The organism is Burkholderia sp. E168m15, from assembly GCF_016586105.1.
Taxonomy (GTDB): Bacteria; Pseudomonadota; Gammaproteobacteria; order Burkholderiales; family Burkholderiaceae; genus Burkholderia; species Burkholderia orbicola.
Genome location: NZ_BCPO01000029.1, coordinates 1 through 22,574, shown reverse-complemented (window position 1 = coordinate 22,574; position 22,574 = coordinate 1). Strand labels below are relative to the sequence as shown.

At 67.0% G+C, this 22,574-nt stretch carries 18 protein-coding genes and 1 other RNA gene; 10 read left to right on the top strand and 9 right to left on the bottom strand.

The window, feature by feature from the left end:
* Positions 1–98 precede the first annotated feature (98 nt).
* Entirely contained in the window at positions 99–698 is a 600-nt protein-coding gene (locus JMF86_RS04820) for a DUF2059 domain-containing protein (RefSeq protein WP_006486966.1), read from the bottom strand.
* 83 nt (positions 699–781) lie between these two features.
* A complete protein-coding gene (gene gyrA, locus JMF86_RS04815) occupies positions 782–3,385 on the bottom strand; it encodes a DNA gyrase subunit A (RefSeq protein ID WP_054927513.1) in 2,604 nt (867 codons plus the stop codon).
* A 524-nt stretch (positions 3,386–3,909) separates the two neighbouring features.
* Between gyrA and ompA the strand changes: the two genes are divergently transcribed.
* From ompA to ssrA, 4 genes are all read left to right on the top strand, one after another.
* Complete coding sequence (gene ompA, locus JMF86_RS04810) at positions 3,910–4,578, top strand: outer membrane protein OmpA (RefSeq protein WP_006476579.1); 669 nt, start codon at positions 3,910–3,912, stop codon at positions 4,576–4,578.
* A gap of 152 nt (positions 4,579–4,730) precedes the next feature.
* Positions 4,731–5,429: a bifunctional 2-polyprenyl-6-hydroxyphenol methylase/3-demethylubiquinol 3-O-methyltransferase UbiG gene (gene ubiG / locus JMF86_RS04805; protein WP_023475819.1), complete on the top strand. Its 699-nt coding sequence runs from the start codon at positions 4,731–4,733 to the stop codon at positions 5,427–5,429.
* Positions 5,430–5,442: 13 nt separating this feature from the next.
* Positions 5,443–6,156, top strand: a complete 714-nt coding sequence (gph, locus tag JMF86_RS04800; RefSeq protein ID WP_054927512.1) for a phosphoglycolate phosphatase — start codon at positions 5,443–5,445, stop codon at positions 6,154–6,156.
* A gap of 17 nt (positions 6,157–6,173) precedes the next feature.
* Positions 6,174–6,543, top strand: a transfer-messenger RNA (tmRNA) gene (gene ssrA / locus JMF86_RS04795).
* Between the two features lie 288 nt (positions 6,544–6,831).
* Here ssrA and JMF86_RS04790 read toward each other — a convergent pair.
* From JMF86_RS04790 to JMF86_RS04780, 3 genes are all read right to left on the bottom strand, one after another.
* Complete coding sequence (locus JMF86_RS04790) at positions 6,832–7,185, bottom strand: DUF4148 domain-containing protein (RefSeq protein ID WP_011544878.1); 354 nt, start codon at positions 7,183–7,185, stop codon at positions 6,832–6,834.
* A gap of 356 nt (positions 7,186–7,541) precedes the next feature.
* Positions 7,542–7,811, bottom strand: a complete 270-nt coding sequence (locus tag JMF86_RS04785; RefSeq protein ID WP_006476587.1) for a hypothetical protein — start codon at positions 7,809–7,811, stop codon at positions 7,542–7,544.
* Positions 7,812–7,912: 101 nt separating this feature from the next.
* Entirely contained in the window at positions 7,913–9,019 is a 1,107-nt protein-coding gene (locus tag JMF86_RS04780) for a substrate-binding domain-containing protein (protein WP_054927511.1), read from the bottom strand.
* Positions 9,020–9,149: 130 nt separating this feature from the next.
* On the opposite strand from JMF86_RS04780, the gene JMF86_RS04775 reads away from it, so the two are divergent.
* The 4 genes from JMF86_RS04775 to JMF86_RS04760 are packed head-to-tail and all read left to right on the top strand — an operon-like array spanning position 9,150 to position 14,452.
* Positions 9,150–9,650 (top strand): NAD(P)H-dependent oxidoreductase subunit E, encoded by a 501-nt coding sequence (locus tag JMF86_RS04775; protein WP_006476589.1) that lies wholly within the window; start codon positions 9,150–9,152, stop codon positions 9,648–9,650.
* Positions 9,647–11,224 (top strand): NADH-quinone oxidoreductase subunit NuoF, encoded by a 1,578-nt coding sequence (locus tag JMF86_RS04770; RefSeq protein ID WP_054927510.1) that lies wholly within the window; start codon positions 9,647–9,649, stop codon positions 11,222–11,224. The genes JMF86_RS04775 and JMF86_RS04770 overlap by 4 nt, the downstream gene beginning before the upstream one ends.
* A 17-nt stretch (positions 11,225–11,241) precedes the next feature.
* Positions 11,242–14,193: a formate dehydrogenase subunit alpha gene (gene fdhF, locus JMF86_RS04765; protein WP_201316777.1), complete on the top strand. Its 2,952-nt coding sequence runs from the start codon at positions 11,242–11,244 to the stop codon at positions 14,191–14,193.
* Positions 14,194–14,200: 7 nt separating this feature from the next.
* The gene (locus tag JMF86_RS04760; protein ID WP_201316776.1) at positions 14,201–14,452 is read left to right on the top strand and encodes a formate dehydrogenase subunit delta; all 252 of its coding nucleotides are present in this window, start codon (positions 14,201–14,203) and stop codon (positions 14,450–14,452) included.
* 8 nt (positions 14,453–14,460) lie between these two features.
* On the opposite strand, the gene JMF86_RS04755 is transcribed toward JMF86_RS04760, so the two are convergent.
* Positions 14,461–16,107: an FAD-dependent monooxygenase gene (locus JMF86_RS04755; protein WP_201316775.1), complete on the bottom strand. Its 1,647-nt coding sequence runs from the start codon at positions 16,105–16,107 to the stop codon at positions 14,461–14,463.
* Between the two features lie 58 nt (positions 16,108–16,165).
* Between JMF86_RS04755 and JMF86_RS04750 the strand changes: the two genes are divergently transcribed.
* Complete coding sequence (locus JMF86_RS04750; protein ID WP_175803957.1) at positions 16,166–18,073, top strand: tetratricopeptide repeat protein; 1,908 nt, start codon at positions 16,166–16,168, stop codon at positions 18,071–18,073.
* Positions 18,074–18,153: 80 nt separating this feature from the next.
* Here the strand turns inward: JMF86_RS04750 and JMF86_RS04745 are convergent, their stop codons facing one another.
* The gene (locus tag JMF86_RS04745; protein WP_011694210.1) at positions 18,154–19,449 is read right to left on the bottom strand and encodes an MFS transporter; all 1,296 of its coding nucleotides are present in this window, start codon (positions 19,447–19,449) and stop codon (positions 18,154–18,156) included.
* A 368-nt stretch (positions 19,450–19,817) separates the two neighbouring features.
* Between JMF86_RS04745 and JMF86_RS04740 the strand changes: the two genes are divergently transcribed.
* Positions 19,818–20,780 carry a hypothetical protein gene (locus tag JMF86_RS04740; protein ID WP_230463116.1) on the top strand — a complete coding sequence of 321 codons (963 nt, stop codon included), beginning with the start codon at positions 19,818–19,820 and terminating at the stop codon, positions 20,778–20,780.
* Positions 20,781–20,858: 78 nt separating this feature from the next.
* Here the strand turns inward: JMF86_RS04740 and JMF86_RS04735 are convergent, their stop codons facing one another.
* Together JMF86_RS04735 and JMF86_RS04730 are read right to left on the bottom strand one after the other, a co-directional pair.
* Positions 20,859–21,557, bottom strand: a complete 699-nt coding sequence (locus JMF86_RS04735) for a DUF2968 domain-containing protein (RefSeq protein ID WP_012328113.1) — start codon at positions 21,555–21,557, stop codon at positions 20,859–20,861.
* A gap of 115 nt (positions 21,558–21,672) precedes the next feature.
* Positions 21,673–22,574, bottom strand: a 902-nt coding sequence (locus JMF86_RS04730) for a gamma-glutamyl-gamma-aminobutyrate hydrolase family protein (protein ID WP_201316774.1), incomplete at its 5' end; no start/stop codon positions are given.

The window sequence follows — 22,574 nt, the reverse complement described above, 5'->3', positions numbered from 1 at the left end:
GAAATGGCCGCTTGCGCTCGCGCGCAAACGGCCATTATCGCACTGTCGTCAGGCTCCCGCCAAACCCGGCCGAACGGCCGGGGGCGTGCCCGGACAGCTTACTTGCCCGGCTTGACTGCTGCGACTTCCTTGTCAGCCTGCGTACGCGTTGCCTGGATCGCTTGCGGCATGTACTTCTGCATCAGGCCGTTGACCACGTCGCGACCGACCTGATCCTGAACCTGGATGAACTTGCGGCCCGTCGGGCTCTTGTAGAACGTCGTCAGATCCTTGATCTCCGACGTACTGTAGTACTTCGCGTATGCGTCGTACTGAGCCGACATCGCGTCGCTCTGGAACTGTTGCGTGCCGAACACCTTGCCTGCGCCGTCGACCAGCTTCGGCACCGCGTTCTTCTGCAGCGTCGGAACGGCAGCCTGCTTCTGCTTGTCGTTCAGCGTCTTGTTTTCCGACAGCGCGTCCGACAGGATGGCCGGCACGAGTTGCTTGGCCTGCATTTCGGCGCTGTTGCCGATTGCCGACACGAGCTTCGGCGCGTCGATCGCGTCGAGCAGATCCTTGATCGCTGCCTTCTTGTCGGCGTCGATCGGCGCAGCTGCCGCCGGAGCTGCCGGTGCGGAATTCGACAGCGCTTGCGCCATCGCGAACGTCGGCACCAGTGCAGCCAGCAGAACCAGTTGCTTGAATTGCTTTTGCATCATCACTCCCTTTTGGAAATATGAATGGTTGCTCGCCGGCCGCGGCGCTTTTCGCCCGCGGCGGCCAGAGTCTCATCCGTTCTTCAGGCTTCGCCGTCCGACGCCTCGTCGGCCTCGCCCTCTCCCTCTTCGGCCTCCGCGATCTGCTGCAGGCCAGAGAGCTTGGTGCCCTCATCGAGACTGATGAGTGTAACACCTTGCGTGGCACGCCCCATCTCGCGAACCTCGGATACGCGGGTGCGAATCAACACGCCGGCCGTCGTGATCAGCATGATCTGATCCTCGGCGTCGACGAGCGTGGCAGCCACGACCTTGCCGTTGCGCTCGGACGTCTGGATCGCGATCATACCCTTCGTACCGCGGCCATGGCGCGTGTACTCGGTGATCGGCGTGCGCTTGCCGTAGCCGTTTTCGGTTGCGGTGAGCACGGTCTGCTCCTCGCTGCCGGCAACCAGCATCGCGATGACCTGCTGCCCGTCCTCGAGCTGCATGCCGCGCACGCCGCGCGCCTCGCGCCCCATCGGACGCACGTCGTTCTCGTCGAAACGCACGGCCTTGCCGGCGTCGGAGAACAGCATCACGTCGTGCGCGCCGTCGGTGATCGACGCACCGATCAGGTAGTCGCCCTCGTCGAGGCCGACCGCGATGATGCCCTTCTTCATCGGGCGGCTGAACGCTTCGAGCGGCGTCTTCTTCACGGTGCCGAGCGACGTCGCCATGAAGATGAACTTGTCGGCCGAGAATTCCTTGACCGGCAGCACGACGTTGATCTTCTCGCCTTCCTGCAGCGGGAACATGTTGACGATCGGGCGGCCGCGCGAGTTGCGCGAGCCCTGCGGCACTTCATAGACCTTGACCCAGTACACGCGGCCGCGGTTCGAGAAGCACAGGATGTAGTCGTGCGTGTTCGCGATGAAGAGCGTCTCGATCCAGTCGTCTTCCTTCATCTGCGTCGCCTGCTTGCCGCGACCGCCGCGCTTCTGCGCACGGTACTCGGACAGCGGCTGCGACTTCACGTAGCCCGCATGCGACATCGTGACGACCATGTCCTGCGGCGTGATCAGATCCTCGGTGTTCAGCTCGGTCGCGTTCAGCTCGATCTTCGAGCGGCGCGCATCACCGAATTCGGCCTTCACCGAGGTCAGCTCGTCGCCGATCATCGTCGTGATCCGCTCGGGGCGCGCAAGGATGTCCAGCAGGTCGGCGATCTGTGCCATCACGTCGCGGTACTCGCCGATGATCTTGTCCTGCTCGAGTCCGGTCAGGCGCTGCAGACGCATCTGCAGGATTTCCTGCGCCTGCGTGTCGGACAGGCGGTACAGCCCGTCGGCCTGCATCCCGAATGCCGGGTTCAGGCCTTCCGGACGGTACGCGGAGCGACCGCCGGCCGCCGCGTTCTCGCTCTCGGCGCGCGTCAGCATCTCGCGCACGAGCGACGAATCCCACGGCTTCGCCATCAGTTCCTGCTTCGCGATCGGCGGCGTCGGCGCGGCCTTGATGATCGCGATGAACTCGTCGATGTTCGCGAGCGCGACCGCGAGACCTTCGAGCACGTGGCCGCGTTCGCGGGCCTTGCGCAGTTCGTAGATCGTGCGGCGCGTCAGCACTTCGCGTCGGTGCGACAGGAAGCACTGCAGGATTTCCTTCAGGTTCAGCAGCTTCGGCTGGCCGTCGACGAGCGCGACCATGTTCATGCCGAACGTGTCCTGCAGCTGCGTCGCCTTGTACAGGTTGTTCAGCACCACTTCCGGCACTTCGCCGCGCTTGAGCTCGATCACGACGCGCATGCCGCTCTTGTCGGACTCGTCGCGGATGTCGGAGATGCCTTCGAGCTTCTTCTCGTTGACGAGCTCGGCGATCCGCTCGAGCAGCGAGCGCTTGTTCACCTGATACGGCAACTCGTCGACGATGATCGCCATCCGCTGGCCGCGGTCGATCTCCTCGAAGTGCGTGGCCGCCCGCATCACGACGCGGCCGCGCCCGGTGCGGTAGCCGTCGCGCACGCCGGCGACGCCGTAGATGATGCCGGCCGTCGGGAAGTCCGGCGCCGGAATGATCTCGATCAGCTCGTCGATCGTCGCTTCCGGGTTACCGAGCAGGTGCTGGCACGCGTCGACGACTTCGTTCAGGTTGTGCGGCGGGATGTTGGTCGCCATGCCGACCGCGATGCCCGACGAGCCGTTGATCAGCAGGTTCGGAATGCGCGACGGCAGGACCGACGGCTGCATTTCGTTGCCGTCGTAGTTCGGCTCGAAATCGACCGTTTCCTTGTCGATGTCGGCAAGCAGCTCGTGACCGATCTTCGCCATGCGAATTTCGGTGTAACGCATCGCCGCGGCATTGTCGCCGTCGATCGAGCCGAAGTTGCCCTGCCCGTCGATCAGCATGTAGCGCAGCGAGAAGTCCTGCGCCATCCGCACGATCGTGTCGTAGACCGCGGTATCGCCGTGAGGGTGATATTTACCGATCACGTCACCGACGATACGCGCCGACTTCTTGTACGCGCGGTTCCAGTCGTTGTTCAGTTCGTGCATCGCGAACAACACGCGCCGGTGCACGGGCTTGAGGCCATCGCGGACATCCGGGAGGGCACGTCCGACGATCACGCTCATCGCGTAATCGAGATACGAACGGCGCATTTCCTCCTCTAGGGAGGTGGGCAGGGTCTCTTTGGCGAATTGATCCATGTATCCGTATCGTTTCGGAGCGAAGACGGCGAACGCCTTTCGCGTGGGCGCTGCATGCGCAACGCAACGCGAGATTCTAACATGCGCCCATCAGCCGCCAATCCGCCTCCCCCTCTATATGTAAACAGCAAAAATCGCGGTCGCCGCGAATCGGCCGAAATCGCGTGCGACTCGACGTCGCAGGCGGTCGCCCCCGCGTTTCATGCGCACGAGTAAACAACTGCATGCATTCACGCAATTTCGCCGCCCCGCTCTTGACAATCTCTAAAAGTTACGGCAGGCCGGTGTTGCGCATGCACCACAAAGTTGAAGCGATCTTGGGGTGGGGAGGATTTTTTTTCGTAGGAAGGGAACGATATGGCAAAATGCCAACGCACTGAAAGTTAGACGCTGCTCGAAGTCTACACAGAGCGGTGCCGCGTTTTTTGTGCCGCACCAATGTTATACTTCGAGCAATGTATGACTTGTCACCGTCAACAGGCTCGCAGTAAACCTGCGGTAATCTCAATTTCGAGAGGAGAAATATGAATAAACTTTCAAAGCTCGCGTTCATTGCAGCTACCGCAGTTATGGCTGCATCCGCTTCGGCACAGTCGGTGCCGGCGTCGCGTCAAGCCGTCAATGACAACTGGGTGAACGGCACGGGCGAATGGGTGTGGATGAACGGCACGAACGAGCTCTGCTGGCGCGATGCGTTCTGGACGCCGGCCACCGCCAACGCGAAGTGCGATGGCGCACTGGTCGCCCAGGCACCGCAGCCGCCGGTCGCTCCGGTCGCTCCGGCCATCACGAGCCAGAAGATCACGTATCAAGCTGACGCACTGTTCGACTTCGACAAGGCAACGCTCAAGCCGCTGGGCAAGCAAAAGCTGGACGAACTGGCTTCGAAGATCGAAGGCATGAACACGGAAGTGGTCGTCGCAACGGGCTACACGGACCGCATCGGTTCGGACAAGTACAACGACCGTCTGTCGCTGCGCCGTGCGCAAGCCGTGAAGTCGTACCTGGTCAGCAAGGGTGTGCCGGCCAACAAGATCTACACGGAAGGCAAGGGCAAGCGCAACCCGGTTACGACTGGCTGCAACCAGAAGAACCGCAAGCAACTCATCGCCTGCCTCGCACCGGACCGCCGCGTGGAAGTCGAAGTGGTTGGTACGCAGCAAGTGCAGAAGACGACCGTTCCGGCAAACTAAGCCGCGGTTTTCGACTGCTTCAAAGCCCCGCTCCGGCGGGGCTTTTTCATTGACGCCCGTCCAGGCGCTCGCTGGCCTCGTCGTCCGCCCGCTTATATACTCGGGGCTGACGCACCGAAGCACCGCCCTCCTCTCGTAGCCCGTTTGCCGACATGACCAACGCCGATCCGCACGAACTCCAGAAATTCAGCGACCTCGCCCACCGATGGTGGGATCCGAATGCCGAATTCAAACCGCTGCACGACCTGAACCCGGTCCGGCTCGGCTGGATCGACGCGCATGCGCACCTGGCCGGCAAGCGCGCACTCGACATCGGTTGCGGCGGCGGCATCCTGTCCGAATCGATGGCCGGGCTCGGCGCCCAGGTGAAAGGCATCGACCTGTCGACCGAGGCGCTCGGCGTGGCCGACCTGCACAGCCTCGAAAGCGGCATTTCGGTCGAGTACGAGGCGATCGCCGCCGAAGCAATCGCCGCGCGCGAACCGGGCACCTACGACGTCGTCACATGCATGGAAATGCTCGAGCACGTACCGTCGCCCGGCGACATCGTGGCCGCGTGCGCGACGCTCGTGAAACCGGGCGGCTGGGTGTTCTTCTCGACGCTGAACCGCAACCTGAAGTCCTACCTGTTCGCCGTGATCGGCGCGGAATACATCGCGCAAATGCTGCCGAAGGGCACGCACGATTACGCGCGGTTCATCCGCCCGTCGGAACTGGCCGGCTTCGTGCGCGCGACGGATCTGCACATCGTCGAGATCAAGGGCATCACGTACCACCCGATCGGCAAGCGCTTCGCGCTGTCGAACGACACCGACATCAACTACCTGGTTGCGTGCCGTCGCGGCGCGTGACCCTCCACCCGGCATGACGACTCCCCTTTCGACCGCGCGGATCGCAGACGAACCGCGCCTGTTGCACTGCGATGCGGTCCTGTTCGATCTGGATGGCACGCTCGCCGACACGGCGCCCGACCTCGCGGCAGCCGTCAACAAGATGCAGCGCGAGCGCGGCCTGCCCGAAACGTCGCTCGACGTGTTGCGGCCGCTGGCCTCGGCCGGCGCGCGCGGCCTGCTCGGCGGCGCGTTCGGCATCGATCCTCACACGCCCGGCTACGAAGCGATGCGCGACGAGTTCCTGGCCAACTACGCGACCGATCTGTGCGTGCATACGACGCTGTTCCCCGGCATCGGCGACGTGCTCGACGAACTCGATGCGCGCGGCGTACGCTGGGGCATCGTCACGAACAAGGCGATGCGGCTCACCGCACCGCTCGTCGAGCTGCTCGGCCTCGCGCCGCGCGCCGCCTGCGTCGTCGGGGGCGACACAACACCGCACTCGAAACCGCATCCGGCCCCGCTGCTGCATGCCGCCGAGCAACTGACACTCGCGCCCGAGCGTATCGTCTACGTGGGTGACGACCTGCGCGACATCCAGGCCGGCAGCGCCGCGGGCATGGCTACGGTCGCGGCCGCATACGGCTATTGCGGCGACGGTATCGCGCCGGCCGACTGGCAAGCCCAGCACCTCGTCGGCACGACGCAGGAACTGCGGCACCTGCTGCGCGATGTTGGGCTATAATGGTCGATCTTATCCGCGGGGGCGACCTGGTTTCGACAGGGGTTGTGAAGCGGCTAGGGCATGTCGAGGACCCGTCACCTCGTTAATCAATGGGAAAATCGTAACTGCAAACGACGATACGTTCGCACTGGCAGCCTAAGGGCCGCCGTCCTCTGCCTAGTTCACTGACGGGCTAGTGTCGCAAGACCGGTAGCAATACCGCCAGAGGTCATTTACGTCAGTTAAGCCCTGTCGGCGTCGCGACGCCAGGGTCGAAAATCTAGCGAATCGCCGTAGTGCAGCGTGTTCGTCCGCGTCGCTGCGGTTAAATCAAAAGACTGGACTAAACATGTAGAACTAGTCGTGGAGCGCTTCTGGACGCGGGTTCGATTCCCGCCGCCTCCACCAAATACCCGCCAAACGTTCACCACGTTTCGCAAAGAAAACCCCGCCGAGCGTTGCTCCGCGGGGTTTTTTCTTGCCTGCGAGACGCACCCGCCCCACCCCTCCGAAAAAGCGCCCAGCCCCGGACGGGCCGGGCGGAATGCCACCGGTGTCGCGGCGGCAGGAGGTGACGGATGTTCTGCCGCGCCGGCGCCATCATTGGTTGCGCCGAATGGCGGCCGGCCCGGGGCGCAGGCGTCGGGCACGACGCATCGCCGCGCCCGTGTTCGCCCATACCAGACAACGTGCGGCTTAGCTGCCGCGATACAGCGACTTCATTTCTTCCGCGCTGGCCGGGCGCACGCCCATGGCGCGCGATCCGGACGCCGAAGCGCCCTGTGCCTGCGCACCGTAGCCGCTGGCGTCGGCGCCTTGCGCTTGCGCCAGCGCGCTGCGCTGCTGCTCCGCGATACGTGCCGTTGCGGCCTGGATCGCTTCCGGATAATGCGGATCTTCGCCGCGGGCGGTGTTGTAACCGGCCTGCTGGAGTTGAACCAGTTCGGCACGAACCTGCGCACGGGTGATCGTCGAACCCGACTGGGCGAACGACACGACCGGGGCAACGAGAGCAGCGGCAACGACAACGGCTTGAACGAGCGACTTCATGATGACCTACCTCCAGATTTGTCTGATTCGGCGGTGAACACCTTGATCAGCGCCGACAAACCGAAGTTTATGTAGGTAGATGCTTAAGAATAAGGCAGGTTTCAGGAAGACATCCTTCCTGATTTACGGGTTAACCCTATATTCCTGTCGGAACGGCAACGCGGGCGATCGGTCGCTTCGTCCGCCCCCGCGTTGCGAGAAGGCTCGCCGAAAAGCACGAGCCCCGCGAGGCGACGGGCTTCGCGGGGCTCGAATAAAGCGGAATCGGGGCGGAACGTGCGCAGCCGTCTATCAGTCGATCGAGCCGCTGCGCAGAAGACCGCGCCCCATTCAGGCGCAGACGCGCCGCCTGCGCGTTACCGGGTATCCATCGGGCACTTCAGGTTGCAGCCGTTCGGGTCGCCCAGGTCACCCTTGCGGCGCAATGCCGACTTCTTGCCGCTCTGGTATTTCTCGGAAGGCGCCGACGCCGCGAACGGCATCTGCGGATGTTCGTTCAGGCGGAACTGTTCGCTCAGGATCCCGCCGGGCACACCCGGGGAATTCTGCGCGAACGCAAGCGGCGAAGCGACGATCAGCAGCCCTGCGGTCAACGCTGCCGCGGCAAGGGGAACGGAAAATTTCATGGCGGGATGACGCCTGAACGGCGTGCTTGTTGGAACGTTGATCAAGCGGCAAGCGTAGCGCAAATCCCCCACTGCTGCAGCGCGGTCCGGTCGCGTTCTCGTTACGGGGAATTGCGATCCGGCACGCTCGTGCCGTCGCTGCCGGCAAGCCCCGTCGCGATGTGTTCCAGCGCGCCGCACGCGGCCGGATCGTAGCCGTCGAGATGCGCGACGCGCTCGACGAACCGCGCGTCGCGCAGCAGCGCCAGCACATCGGCGAGCGGCCGCACATCGAGCCGCGCACGTTCGCACGCGAAGTAATAATCCTCGTCGACGATCGGGATGAAGTCGAGCCCGAAGTGACGGGCGGCCGGCTCGACGCCGAAACCGAGATCGGCCATGCCGCTCGCGACGAACGCCGCGATCGCCGAATGCGTGAGTTCGGCCGACGCATAGCCGTCGATGCGCTCAGGATCGATGCCGATCGCGCGCAACGCGAGATCCAGCAGCATGCGCGTGCCCGACCCCGGCTGGCGATTGACGAAGCGGATGTCGTTGCGCGCCAGATCCGCCAGCCCGCGCACTTGCTTCGGATTGCCGCGCGGCACGAACAGCCCCTGCTGGCGGCGCGTCAGGTGGATCAGCACGTGGCGTGTGTCGTCGAGCCAGGGCCGGTAGATTTGCGCGCACTGCGCGCGAAACGCGCCGCGCGGCAAATGGAAGCCGGCGAGGTCGCATTCGCCGCGCGCGAGCGCCTGCACGGCCTCGACGCTCTCGCGATATTTGATGTCGACGGCCGCCTGCGCATCGACGAGCGCGGAGACCAGCGTCGCGACCGCATAACCATGCGACGCATGAATGCGCACGGCGCCGTCGCGCTGCGCGAGCCGCCGGTTCAGCTCACTGGCCACCTCGGCCGCGAGCGTGCGCAGATTCCCGTCGAGGCGGCTGCGTGCCAGACGCTGCGCATCGACGACGGCCTGCCCCAGCGCCGACAACGTCGAACCCTTGCCGCGCGCGGTTTCGATCAACTCCCCGCCGATGCACGATTCCAGCGCGCGGAGCATGCCCCATGCATGCCGGTACGACAGTCCCTTGGCTTGCGCGGCCTGCGCGATGCTGCCCGTCTCCGCCACGAGTTCCAGCAGTGGAGCGACGTCGGACAGACTGGCCGAGCGGCCTTCCGTGTCGCGTACGGTCAGATACGCGTCGCATTCGATTCGAATCAATTATGCACTCCAATTTCCTATTGCGACCGCGAAATCTTCCGCTTATCGTTGGTCAAAATCAATCAGAACCAAGTCCCGCTGCGCCATATATGAATTGCGAGCGCATATGAGACTTTGGAGGAGCATAACGATGTCCCCGAATTCCCCTGCGCCCGACGTGCTCGTCGAGCGCCATGCGCGCGCCGGCCGGTCGCTCGTCGCGATCCTGCACGCGATCCAGGACGACGCGGGCTACGTGCCGCCGGGCTGCGTCGCGCCGCTCGCCAAGGCGCTGAACCTGTCGCGCGCGGAAGTGCACGGCGTCCTGACCTACTACCATCACTTCCGCACCGCGCCGCCCGCCCGCGTGACGATCCAGATGTGCCGCGCCGAAGCGTGCCGCAGCATGGGCTGCGAAACGCTCGCCGCCCATGCGGAAGCCCGCACCGGCTGCCGGTTCGATGCCGCGCACGGCGATGCCGCCGCGCCCCGTACGCCGGACGACGTCGCGCTCGAATCGGTCTATTGCCTCGGACTGTGCGCGCAATCGCCGTCGATGACGGTCAACGGCGTGCTCCACGCCAAGGTCACGCCGGAGAAGTTCGACGCGCTGCTGGCCGACGCGGTCGCCCACACACCGGAGGCCGCATGACGACCCGCATCTACGTTCCGCGCGATTCGTCCGCGCTGGCGCTCGGCGCCGACGCGCTCGCCACCGCGATCGTGGCCGAAGCCGAACGGCGCGGCATCGCGGTCGAACTGATCCGCAACGGGTCGCGCGGGCTGCTGTGGCTCGAGCCGCTCGTCGAGGTCGGGACGGCCGCCGGCCGCGTCGGCTATGCGAACCTGTCGGCCGCCGACGTGCCGGCCCTGTTCGACGCCGGCTGGCTCGAAGGCGGCACGCATCCGAGCAGTGTCGGCCTCGTCGACGCGCTGCCCTACCTCGCCCGTCAGCAGCGGCTCACGTTCGCGCGGATCGGCCTGACTGATCCGCTGTCGATCGACGACTACCTGCAGCACGGCGGCCTCGCCGGCCTGAAGAACGCACTGGCGCTCGATGGCGACGCCGCCTGCGAAACGCTGATCGAATCGGGGCTGCGCGGCCGCGGCGGCGCGGCGTTCCCGGCCGGCATCAAGTGGCGTACCGTGCGGCAAGCACGCGCCGCGCAGAAATACATCGTATGCAACGCGGACGAAGGCGATTCGGGCACGTTCTCCGACCGCCTGCTGATGGAATGCGATCCGTACTGCCTGATCGAAGGGATGATCATCGCGGGCGTCGCCACCGGCGCGACGGTCGGCTACATCTATGTGCGCAGCGAATACCCGCACGCGATCGCGACGCTCGAAGCCGCGATCGTCCGCGCGCGTGAAGCCGGCTGGCTCGGCGAGCACGTGCTCGGCTCCGCGCATGCGTTCGAGCTGCACGTCGCGAAAGGCGCGGGCTCGTACGTATGCGGCGAGGAAACGGCGCTGCTCGAATCGCTCGAGGGCAAGCGCGGCGTCGTGCGCGCGAAGCCGCCGCTGCCCGCGCTCGCGGGCCTGTTCGGCCAACCGACCGTGATCAACAACGTGATCACGCTCGCGACGGCGCCCGTGATCTTCGCGCGCGGCGCCACGTTCTATCGCGACTACGGGATGGGCCGCTCGCGCGGCACGCTGCCGTTCCAGCTTGCCGGCAACATCCGTCACGGCGGCCTCGTCGAGCTCGCGTTCGGCGTCACGCTGCGCGAACTGCTGTTCGACTTCGGCGGCGGCACGGCCAGCGGCCGGCCGGCACGCGCCGCGCAGGTCGGCGGCCCGCTCGGCACCTACCTGCCCGACCATCAGTGGGACGTGCCGCTCGACTACGAGGCGTACACGGCGATCGGCGCGGTCGTCGGCCACGGCGGCATCGTGCTGCACGACGACACGTCGAATCTCGCCGAGCTGGCCGAATACGCGATGAAGTTCTGCGCGATCGAATCGTGCGGCAAGTGCACGCCGTGCCGAATCGGCTCCACGCGCGGCGTCGAGACGATCGCGCGGATTCGCCACGGCGATACGTCGGAGCGGCAGGTCACGCTGTTGCGCGACCTGTGCGACACGATGCTCGCCGGCTCGCTGTGCGCGATGGGCGGCATGACCCCGTACCCGGTGCTGTCCGCGCTCGACCATTTCCCCGAAGATTTCGGGCTCGCTGCCGGCAAGGATGCCGCGTCGGGCCCGGTCAAGGCTGCGGCCTGACCCAGAAGGAGCCCTGCATGTCCCTCGACACGAATAACGTCCGCCAAGGCGGCTGCGGCTCGGGCCAATGCGCGTGCAAGAGCGCCGCCCAGGCGCGCGCATTCGATCCGTTCGACGACACCGACTACGGTACGCCGCAACGGCATGCCGACACCGACGTCACGCTCGAAATCGACGGCCAGCCGGTCACGGTGCCGGCCGGCACGTCGGTGATGCGCGCGGCGATCGAAGCCGGCGTCAACGTCCCCAAGCTCTGCGCGACCGATTCGCTCGAACCGTTCGGCTCGTGCCGGCTGTGCCTCGTCGAGATCGAGGGCCGACGCGGCTATCCGGCGTCGTGCACGACGCCCGCCGAAGCCGGCATGAAGGTGCGCACGCAGTCGGACCGGCTGCAGTCGCTGCGCCGCAACGTGATGGAGCTGTACATCTCCGACCATCCGCTCGACTGCCTCACCTGCCCGGCCAACGGCGACTGCGAGCTGCAGGACATGGCCGGCGTGGTCGGCCTGCGCGAAGTGCGCTACGGCTTCGATGGCGCGAATCACCTGAAGGACACGAAGGACGAATCGAACCCGTACTTCACGTACGACCCGTCGAAGTGCATCGTCTGCAACCGTTGCGTGCGCGCGTGCGAGGAAACGCAGGGCACGTTCGCGCTGACGATCGCCGCGCGCGGCTTCGAATCGCGCGTCGCCGCCGGCGAAAGCGAATCGTTCATGGCGTCGGAATGCGTGTCGTGCGGCGCGTGCGTGGCAGCCTGCCCGACGGCCACGCTGCAGGAAAAATCCGTCGTGCAGCTCGGGCAGGCCGAGCACTCGGTCGTCACGACCTGCGCGTACTGCGGCGTCGGCTGCTCGTTCAAGGCCGAGATGAAGGGCACGCAGGTCGTGCGCATGACGCCGCACAAGAACGGGCTCGCGAACGAAGGCCACGCGTGCGTGAAGGGACGCTTCGCGTGGGGCTACGCGACACACAAGGACCGCATCACGAAGCCGATGATCCGCGAGAAGATCACCGACCCGTGGCGCGAAGTCAGCTGGGACGAAGCCCTCACCTACGCGGCGACGCAGTTCCGCAAGCTGCAGCAGAAGTATGGCCGCGATTCGATCGGCGGCATCACGTCGTCGCGCTGCACGAACGAGGAAACCTATCTCGTGCAGAAGCTCGTGCGCGCCGCGTTCGGCAACAACAACGTCGATACCTGCGCACGCGTGTGCCACTCGCCGACCGGCTATGGCCTCAAGACGACGCTCGGCGAATCGGCCGGCACGCAGACGTTCGCCTCGGTCGGCCAGGCCGACGTGATCGTCGTGATGGGCGCGAACCCGACCGACGGCCATCCGGTGTTCGGCTCGCGGCTGAAGCGGCGCATACGCGAAGGCGCGAAGCTGATCGTGATCGATCCGCGCCGCATCGACGTCGTCGACGGCCCGCACGTAAAGGCCACGCATCATCTGCAGTTGCGCCCGGGCACCAACGTCGCGATCGTCAATGCGCTGGCGCACGTGATCGTCACCGAAGGGCTGGTGGCCGACGCATTCGTCGCCGAGCGCTGCGATACGCGTGCGTTCGAGCAATGGCGCGACTTCGTCGCGCAGGCCGACAATGCGCCCGAGGCGACCGCCGACGTGACGGGCGTGCCGGCCGAACTGGTGCGCGAGGCCGCGCGCCTCTACGCGACGGGCGGCAACGCGGCGATCTATTACGGCCTGGGCGTGACGGAACACGCACAGGGCTCGACGACGGTGATGGGCATCGCGAACCTCGCGATGGCGACCGGCAACGTCGGCCGCGAAGGCGTCGGCGTCAATCCGCTGCGCGGCCAGAACAACGTGCAGGGTTCGTGCGACATGGGCTCGTTCCCGCACGAACTGCCCGGCTACCGGCACATCAGCGACACGGTCGTGCGCACGCAGTTCGAAGAAGCCTGGTCGGCCACGCTGCAGCCGGAGCCCGGCCTGCGCATCCCGAACATGTTCGACGCGGCGCTCGACGGCAGCTTCAAGGGGCTCTACTGCCAGGGCGAGGACATCGTCCAGTCGGACCCGAACACGCAGCACGTCGCGGCCGCGCTGTCGGCGATGGAATGCATCGTCGTGCAGGACATCTTCCTGAACGAAACCGCGAAATACGCGCACGTGCTGCTGCCGGGCTCGACGTTCCTCGAGAAGGACGGCACGTTCACGAACGCGGAGCGCCGCATCTCGCGCGTGCGCAAGGTGATGCCGCCGCTCGCGGGCTACGCGGACTGGGAAGTGACGCTGCTGCTGTCGCAGGCGCTCGGCTACGACATGCACTACACGCATCCGTCGGAAATCATGGACGAGATCGCGCGGCTCACGCCGACCTTCTCGGGCGTGTCGTACGCGAAACTCGACGCGCTCGGCAGCATCCAGTGGCCGTGCAACGAACACGCGCCGGAAGGCACGCCGACCATGCACATCGACACGTTCGTGCGCGGCAAGGGCCGGTTCGTGATCACCAAGTTCATTCCGACGCCGGAGAAAGTCACGCAGCGCTATCCGCTGATCCTGACGACGGGCCGCATCCTGTCGCAATACAACGTCGGCGCGCAGACGCGCCGGACCGAGAACGTCCGGTGGCACGAAGAGGATCGCCTCGAGATCCATCCGCACGACGCGGAAGATCGCGGAATCCGGACGGGCGACTGGGTCGGCATCGAGTCGCGTGCCGGTCAGACGGTGTTGCGCGCGCTGGTGTCCGAGCGCATGCAGCCGGGCGTCGTCTACACGACGTTCCACTTCCCCGAATCGGGTGCGAACGTGATCACGACGGAAAGCTCCGACTGGGCGACGAACTGCCCGGAATACAAGGTGACGGCCGTTCAGGTGCTGCCGGTTGCGCAACCGTCCGACTGGCAACAAGCGTATGCGCGCTTCAACTCGGAGCAGCTCGGTCTGCTCGAGCGCCGCGCCGCCGAGCCGGCCGCCGTGACGACGGGCAAGTGAGACTGCGATGAACAGCGAACACCTGATCGACATGGCCAACCAGATCGGCGCATTCTTCGAATCGATGCCCGATCGCGACGAAGCGCTGACCGGGATCGCCGAGCATATCCGGCGCTTCTGGGAGCCGCGGATGCGCCGTGCGCTGCTCGCCGCGCTCGCCGATCCGTCGAGCGAAGCCGGGCAACGCGCGACGCCGATCGTGCGCGATGCGATCGCCGCGCATCGCGCGTCGCTCGTCCCCGCCGCGGCGCCCGCCTGACCGCGCGGCTACGCGGATACCGACATGCCCGCGAACCAGCTTTCGCAGTGGCGCAGCAGCGCGTTCGCGTCGGTTGCCGTGCGCCCGCGCGCGGCAACGTAGCCGTCGGGCCGCAGCAGATAGAACGACGGGCGCGAGCGGCCGTATTCCTGCGCGAGCCCGGCCGTACCATCGCCTTCGGCATCGGCGACACGCCACACGCGCACCGCTTCCGGCATGATCCGCTCGAGCCCCTGCACGAGCGCCTGCGCATCGGCCGGGATCGGCGGCACCTCGCCGGCGTCGGCATTCATCGGCTCTTCCAGCAGCAACAGCGTGAAGCAGGCCGGATCGTGAAGATCGTATAGCCGCGCCGTACCGGGCGCGCGACCGAGCGGCCCGTCGAGCACGTGTACGAGTGCGTCGGGCGCCCGCTCGCCCGCGCGCGGGCCGCCGTCGAGCACGCGCTCGAGCGTGAGTGGACTCTTCCGGTATTGCACGCCGAGCTCGCTGACCGTGCGCCTGACCGCGTCGCGCATCGGCCCGAACGACGCCAGCAGCGGCACGACGTGATCACGCAGCAGCTTCATCGCGCCGCGCTCGGCTTCGACGATCTGCGTGACGAAACCGGTCTGCCGCAATACGTCCCGCTCGATCGGGTGGCGCTCCGCGTGATACGTGTCGAGCAATCGCTCGGGCGCGCCTGCGCCGAGGACGCGGGCGAGCTTCCAGCCCAGGTTGAACGCCTCCTGGATGCCGGTGTTCATGCCCTGCGCGCCGGCCGGGCTGTGGACGTGCGCGGCGTCGCCCGCGAAGAACACGCGGCCGTGACGCAGCCGGTCGACCATCCGGCTGTGCAGGTGGAAATAGGACGACCACGCGAGATCGCTCGGCGAGATCGATGCGCCGACGCGCGCACGGATGATCGCGTCGCATTCGTCGAGCGACGGCGCCGGCGCGTCGGGCGACGCGTCGCTGCGGGGCGGCCGGTCCGCGACGAGCCGGTAACGGCCGCCTCCCATCGGAAACAGGCCCGCGATGCCGGCGGGTGTCGTGAACAGATGAATCTCTTCGTCCGGCCAGTCGGGTATCGCCGCGAAATCGGCCAGCAGGAAAGTCTGTTCGAACGCATGCCCGGCAAAGCCCAGGCCGAGCAGATGCCTCACCGTGCTGTGCGCGCCGTCGGCGGCAATCAGGTACGAGGGAGCGAACGACTCGTCGCGGCCGTCGGCGCGGCGCAGCGTCACGTCGAGCGACGTGCCGCCCGCATCGCAGCCGGTCAGCACCGTCCCGCGTTCAACGCTCACGCCCATGCCGGCCAGGTGCTCGGCGAGCAGCCGCTCGGTAACGCTCTGGTCGAGAAACATCAGATACGGATAGCGCGTTCGCAGCGGATCGAAATCGAGCCGTGCGATCACGCGGCCGTCGGCGTGCAGCTCGGCCGCATGCGCGCGATGACCGAGCGCGAGAAACGGCTCGACCGCGCGATGCTGCTCCAGCAGTTCGAGCGTGCGCGCCTGGATGCCGATCGCACGCGAAAACGGCGCGGGCGCGACGAGACGATCGATGATGCGCACCGGCACGCGGGCCCGTGCGAGGCTCATCGCCGCGGCGAGGCCGGTAGGCCCCGCGCCGACGATCAGCACGGGCGGGATATCAGGCAGTGTGTCAGCCATGAGAACCTCGATGACACGCGACTCTGCAAGTCTACGCCGCTCCGCGTCACGGGGCCATATGCCGACCGGCCGATACGCGGCCGCGCCGCGCGGTGTGGGAAAATACGCGCTTTCCGCCAGTTTTCGCGTCATGGATTCCGCATTCGACCAGGCGTACGCCGCGCACCGTGCCGGCCGCCTCGCCGAGGCCGAGCACGGCTATCGCAACGCGCTCGCCTCCAACCCCGCCGATGCCGATGCGCTGCACCTGTTCGGCGTGCTGCGGCACCAGCAGGGCCAGCACGCCGAGGCGGCCGATCTCGTCGGCCGCGCCGTCGCGCTGCGTCCGGACGATGCCGCGCTGCAGCTCAATCTCGGCAACGCGCTGAAAGCGCTCGGCCGGCTCGACGAAGCGATCGACCGCTTTCGCAACGCGCTGACGCTCGCGCCCGAATTTCCGCTCGCGCACTACAACCTCGGCAACGCGTATGCGGCACTGCAGCGTCACGACGATGCGATCGACGCCTTCGGTCGTGCGCTGCGGCTCACGCCCGACGACGCGTCGATCCACAACAATCTCGGCAACGCGCTGAACGCGCTCGGCCGCCACGACGACGCGCTCGCCGCGTTCGGTCGCGCACTCGAGCTCCGGCCCGGGCATGCGGGTGCGCACAACAACCTCGCGATGGCGCTGAGCGCGATGGGTCGCGCCGACGAGGCGATCACGCACTTCCAGGCCGCGATCGCCGCGCAGCCGCGGTTCGTCGCCGCGCATTTCAATCTCGGCAACACGCTCGACGCGGTCGGCCGGCATGCCGAGGCAGCCGCGGCATTCGAAGCCGCGCTCGCGCTGCACCCGCCGTTTCCGCTCGCGCTGTTCGGGCTCGCGAATGCGCTCTGCGCGCAGGCGCGCCACCGCGACGCGCTGCCCTACTACGAGCGTGCCGTCGGGCTCGATCCGTCGTTCGGGCTCGCATGGCTGAATCTTGGCAACGCGCATCACGCGCTCGGCGCGCACGAGATGGCGCTGCGTGCTTTCGACCAGGCGCTGCGGGTCGCGCCCGATCTCACGCTCGCGCGGCTGCACCGCGCGGTCACGCTGCTGACGCTGCGCGACTTCACGCGCGGCCTGCCCGCCTACGAAGCGCGCCACGAGACGCCCGGCGCGACACCGCTCGGCGCGCTGCCGCGCTGGCACGGCGAGCCGATCGCGTCGCGCACGCTGCTGATCCGCGCGGAACAGGGGTTCGGCGACACGCTGCAGTTCGTCCGCTTCGTGCCGCTGGCCCGCGCACGCTGCGCGCGCGTGGTGCTCGAAGTCCAGCCGGAACTCGTCGCGCTGCTGACGCCGGCCGCATCGCGCTGGCGCGTGACGCTCGTCCCGCAAGGCGCCGCGAAGCCGCCTGCCGCGGACGTCGCGTGCACGCTGATGAGCCTGCCGTTCCTGCTCGGGCTGCAGCCGGACGACATCGTCGGCTCGCGCTACCTCGACGCACCCGACGGCGCCCGGCGACGCTTTCGCGGTTCGCTCGGCGGGCAATCGAAGCGCAAGTTCGGCCTGGCATGGTCGGGGCGCCGGCAGGCGCAGGAAAACCGCTCGATGCCGTTCGACGCGCTCGCGCCGCTGCTCGCGCTGCCGGACATCGACTGGATCGTGCTGCAGCCCGCGCTCGACGACGACGAACGGGCGCGCGTCGACGCGCATCCGCGCGTGCATCGTCTCGACGGCCGGCTGAACGACTTTGCCGATACGGCCGCGCTGATCGAGCGCCTGGACGGCGTCGTCACGATCGACACGGCGGTCGCGCACCTCGCGGGCGCGCTCGGCAAGCCGCTGTGGGTCATGCTGCCGTTCGCGGCCGACTGGCGCTGGTTCACCGGCGACGACTGTCCGTGGTATCCGCGAGCCAGGATCGCCCGCCAGCCGGCCCCGGGCGCGTGGCGCGACGTGGCGGCCTCGGTGGCCGACATGCTGCGCAACGCATGACCGCAAGCGAAAAAGGGAGCGCATCGCGCTCCCTTTTCGATGTGATGCGCGGCCGACACCGCGCGATATACCGGCCGCCGTCAGGCTGACTTGTACTGGTTGCGCGCATCGGCCGTGCGATACAGCACGAGCGTCGCGATCAGGCCGCAGATCGCGGCCACGCTCAGCCACAGCCCCGGCGCCGCCTTGTTGCCCGTCTGGTGGATCAGCAGCGTCGAGATCGCCGGCGTGAAGCCGCCGATCGTCGTGGCCAGGCTGTACGCGAGCGAGAAGCCGGCCGTCCGCACGTCGGCCGGCATCACTTCGGTCAGCGCGACGACCATCGCGCCGTTGTACGACGCGTACAGGAACGACAGCCACAGCTCGACCGCGAGCAGCCGCAGGAACGACGGATCGCCGACGAGCCACAGCACGGCCGGATAAGCCGACACCAGCGTCAGCACGGTGAAGGCGATCAGCACCGGGCGGCGACCGATGCGGTCGGACAGCGCGCCGGACAGCGGCAGCCACACGAGATTCGAGATCCCGACGCAAACGGTCACGACGAGCGCGTCGAGCGACGACAGGTGCAGCACTTCCTTGCCGAAGGTCGGCGTGTAGGCGGTAATCATGTAGAACGACACCGTCGTCATGATCACCATCCCCATGCCGGCCACCACGACACCCCAGTTGTCGAGCATCGAGCGCATGATCTCGCCCATCGTCGGCCGGTGACGCTTCGCAAGAAACTCGTCGGTCTCCTTCAGCGACCGGCGGATCAGGAACAGGAACGGCACGATCAGGCAGCCGATCAGGAACGGAATGCGCCAGCCCCACGCGGTCATTTCCTCGACCGGCAGCGCGCGGTTCAGCACGACACCGACGAACGCGGCGAACACGACGGCCACCTGCTGGCTGCCCGACTGCCACGACGTATAGAACCCCTTGTGGCCCTTCGTCGCGATCTCCGACAGGTAGACCGACACGCCGCCGAGCTCGACGCCCGCCGAGAAGCCCTGCAACAACCGGCCGAGCAGCACGAGCACCGGCGCGAGCACGCCGATCGTCGCGTAGCCCGGGATCGCAGCCACGGTGAGCGTGCCGATCGCCATCAGCCCGAGCGTCAGGATCAGCCCCTTGCGGCGGCCGTGATGATCGATGTACGCGCCGAGCACGATCGCACCGACCGGGCGCATCAGGAAACCCGCGCCGAATACCGACAGCGACAGCATCAGCGACGCGAACGCGTTGCCGCTCGGAAAGTACGTTTTCGCGATGGCCGACGCGTAATACCCGTAGACCATGAAGTCGTACATTTCCAGGAAGTTGCCGCTGACGACCCGGAAGACGGTGCGGACTTTCGATTCCTGCGCGATCGCAGGGGACGCTGTGGACATATTTTCTCGCTCAGCTCGGGTGGCGCGAATACCGCGCCGCCGCATGAATCCGACGATGCGCGACGCGCAGGGTGAGCCCCGCGCGCCCGGGCATCGCTGCCCGCCGGCGGCACGGCGCGTAACGGCGCGCCGCCGGCATGATTCGCGAATCATGCCACGCCAGGCCGACATTTGCCTTGTGGTGCCCCTTGGCGCCCCTGTCACGACCGTCGCGGCATCCGCCTCGTACAAGTCGCCCCCAAAAAGGCACAAGAATCAGATTGATCTGATCGACCTGCCTTCGCCGGCTGACCACAATGTCACGATTTGCGACGACATTTCCGCGCCGCGCCGGCACGGTCGCCCGTGTCGCACGACGTACCCCTTTCATGATCCCATCGCCCCTCGTCCCGGTCGAAGGCGCGCTCGCCCGCCCTCGCATCAACCCGCTCGATCAGGTCCCGCCGTTCGGTCGCGAATGGCGATTTCTCGGTGCCCCCGGTGCACGGTCCAGCAAGAACTGCCTCGCGACACTGACGACGTCCTGCATCGACGTCGACTGGCCGCACTCCGCATGCCGGTGGCAACCGCTGCCGGCGACCGCGCTGCCGGCTTCGGGCGGGCTGCCTGCCCCGCCGGCTGCGGCCGCCGGCCGGCGCTTGCGCCATCGCCGCCCTCGTGACCGGCGCGCGATGTACGCGCTCTACTGGAGCATCGGCGCACTCGGCATCATCGGCTGGCTGATCGGCACGTACGACCCGCCCGCGGGCTTCGGTCCCGCGTATGCGATTCAAGCGACCGGCGGTATGGCCGATCACGTCACGACGTCGACCGGCACCATACATATGGCCGCGACTCACCCGGCCACCTCGACGAACGCCGTGCCGCAGCGCAAGGTCGCGGCGCCTGTCGCGAACACGATGAAAACGCCGCCCGCCACGCACCGCGCCCCGCTTCGCCCCCCATCGCTTCATCCGCAAACGGCGTCCGACATGCGGCACGGCGCGCCTGCGTCGCCCCGTCGGGCAACCGGCCAGCGCACGATGCCGGCACCGGCCCACACACCGGTCGTGCCGCGACTCGCCGCACATCCGCCGACCCAGCGTGCGCCGCTCCAGCGCGCTGCGACCAACACCGGCACACACGATCGGCTCGCTCCACCGCCGCGCACGGCAGACACGCGCGATACACGCGACTCACTCGACGATCCGGCCACGCTGATCGCCATGGCGAACGCGCTGCGCGCCACGCAGCCGGCCCGCCCGGCGCACCCGAGCGTGGCCGGTTTCGACTGGACGTCGCAACTGTCGCACCGTCGCGTGACCGACGTGCCGGACGCGTTCGCGCACTGACGCCCGCGCAATAAAAAACCCGGCGAAGATCGCTTCGCCGGGTTTTCGTTCGTCTCGCTCCGTCCGTTCGACGAATCGTTACTTGTGCGCGGGCAGCCCCGTCTCGTTCTGTCTCTCGAGTTGCCGCACCTGCTCCTGCAGATCGCGCAACTGCAACTGCGCAGCCCGCTTCTCGACCTGCAGCGCCTGGGCCTGCTCCTGCGCCGACCGCTGCCGCTGCGCGACTTCGGCCTGCTGGCTGCGCGCGACGCTCAGGTCGGCCTGCAACTGCTGCGCACGATTCGCCTGCAGCGCGATCACGCGTTCGAGAAATGCCTTCTGCGCCTGCAGCTCGGTCCGGCGGATCTCGATATCGGCGAGCTGCGCGGTCTGCTGGACGAAGTTCGCGTACACCATCTCCGCGCGATTCTTTTCCTGCGAGCGGATCACGCGCCACAGATTCTTGTCCTGGAACAGCGCGACGTAATACGTCATCTCGCGCGGATCGAACATCAGGCTCGCGCCGTAGCTGCCGTTGTACGTAGTACGCATCTCGACGATCCGGCCGTCGTGCAGCATCTGCGTCAGCTCGGCGACGTTGCCTTGCGCGGCGGCGTCCGTCTCGGCCGCGGCCGATGCCGCAGGCGACGCGCTGCCGCTCAGGCTCGTGACCGCCGGACGCGTACCGGCGACGGGGGCGGTTGCCTCGGCGGACCAGGCCGTGCCCGCTTGCGCGCAGGCAACCAGTGCAACGATCCACGTTGCGCATCGTGCAGGGGAAAAGTTTCGGAAAGCCAACGTCAGACTCCGGCGAACGAATCGGAACTCGCGATTATCGTTCAAAACGAAACGGCCGCATCTCGAATTTATCGAGACGCGGCCGGCCTTCGTCCAACACGGAAAATTCGGCGTGCTACAGGCGCGTTTCGCGCGCCGCGCGCAGGAACGCATCGAGCAGCGGCGTGCAGTCGAGCAGTTCGGAGCCGCCTGCGCGATGGAACTCCGGATGCCACTGCACGCCGACGACGAACGGCGAACGCCGATGGCGAATGCCTTCGATGATCCCGTCGCCGGCCGACACGGCCTCGATGTTCAAATCGCGGCCGAGATCGCGGATCGCCTGGTGGTGAATCGAGTTGACGATCGCCTCGCTGCGCCCCGGGAACATGCTCGCGAGCGTCGACGAATCGGGAAAGCGGATCGCGTGACGATGCTGGTCGTAATGCTCGCTCACGTGCGCATTCGCGGTCGGCACGTCGGTGGCGATGTCCTGGTACAGCGAGCCGCCGAACGCGACGTTGATCAGCTGGCAGCCGCGACACACGCCGAGCACGGGTTTGCCGGACTCGACGAATTCGTGCAGCAGCTCGAGCTCGTACATGTCGCGCACGCGATCGCCCGGCCATTCGGGACGCGCGTCCGACGCCGCGTAGGTCTGCGGGGATACGTCGGCGCCGCCTTGCAGCAGCAGGCCATCGAGATGCTTCGCGTAATCGCGCAGGCGGATGTTGCTCGGATGGATCATGCCTTGATGGCCGACGGTCGGAATCATGAACACGAGCACGTCGCGCGACATCACCCAGTGGGCGATCGATTCCTCGAGATACTGCAGCGTCTTGCCGCGCAGCCCCTTCGCGCCCGGCTCCGGATGGAAGATCCGCGCCGACACGCCGATGCGCAACGTGCGCTGGGTGATGCGCTGGCCGGCGCGATCGAACAGCCGCCGCGCTCGCGCCGCGACGATCCGGCCGAACACCGACCACGGTGTGTCGCTCTGCTTCAGGTAGGCCGGCGGCGCATTCTGCGCGCTCGCGG

What these genes read in the sequence shown, in the direction of transcription:
- JMF86_RS04820 (WP_006486966.1), bottom strand. Translation starts at nt 698, where the DNA reads ATGCAAAAGCAATTCAAGCAACTGGTTCTGCTGGCTGCACTGGTGCCG.
- gyrA (WP_054927513.1), bottom strand. Translation starts at nt 3,385, where the DNA reads ATGGATCAATTCGCCAAAGAGACCCTGCCCACCTCCCTAGAGGAGGAA.
- ompA (WP_006476579.1), top strand. Translation starts at nt 3,910, where the DNA reads ATGAATAAACTTTCAAAGCTCGCGTTCATTGCAGCTACCGCAGTTATG.
- ubiG (WP_023475819.1), top strand. Translation starts at nt 4,731, where the DNA reads ATGACCAACGCCGATCCGCACGAACTCCAGAAATTCAGCGACCTCGCC.
- gph (WP_054927512.1), top strand. Translation starts at nt 5,443, where the DNA reads ATGACGACTCCCCTTTCGACCGCGCGGATCGCAGACGAACCGCGCCTG.
- JMF86_RS04790 (WP_011544878.1), bottom strand. Translation starts at nt 7,185, where the DNA reads ATGAAGTCGCTCGTTCAAGCCGTTGTCGTTGCCGCTGCTCTCGTTGCC.
- JMF86_RS04785 (WP_006476587.1), bottom strand. Translation starts at nt 7,811, where the DNA reads ATGAAATTTTCCGTTCCCCTTGCCGCGGCAGCGTTGACCGCAGGGCTG.
- JMF86_RS04775 (WP_006476589.1), top strand. Translation starts at nt 9,150, where the DNA reads ATGTCCCCGAATTCCCCTGCGCCCGACGTGCTCGTCGAGCGCCATGCG.
- JMF86_RS04770 (WP_054927510.1), top strand. Translation starts at nt 9,647, where the DNA reads ATGACGACCCGCATCTACGTTCCGCGCGATTCGTCCGCGCTGGCGCTC.
- fdhF (WP_201316777.1), top strand. Translation starts at nt 11,242, where the DNA reads ATGTCCCTCGACACGAATAACGTCCGCCAAGGCGGCTGCGGCTCGGGC.
- JMF86_RS04760 (WP_201316776.1), top strand. Translation starts at nt 14,201, where the DNA reads ATGAACAGCGAACACCTGATCGACATGGCCAACCAGATCGGCGCATTC.
- JMF86_RS04755 (WP_201316775.1), bottom strand. Translation starts at nt 16,107, where the DNA reads ATGGCTGACACACTGCCTGATATCCCGCCCGTGCTGATCGTCGGCGCG.
- JMF86_RS04750 (WP_175803957.1), top strand. Translation starts at nt 16,166, where the DNA reads ATGCCGACCGGCCGATACGCGGCCGCGCCGCGCGGTGTGGGAAAATAC.
- JMF86_RS04745 (WP_011694210.1), bottom strand. Translation starts at nt 19,449, where the DNA reads ATGTCCACAGCGTCCCCTGCGATCGCGCAGGAATCGAAAGTCCGCACC.
- JMF86_RS04740 (WP_230463116.1), top strand. Translation starts at nt 19,818, where the DNA reads ATGATCCCATCGCCCCTCGTCCCGGTCGAAGGCGCGCTCGCCCGCCCT.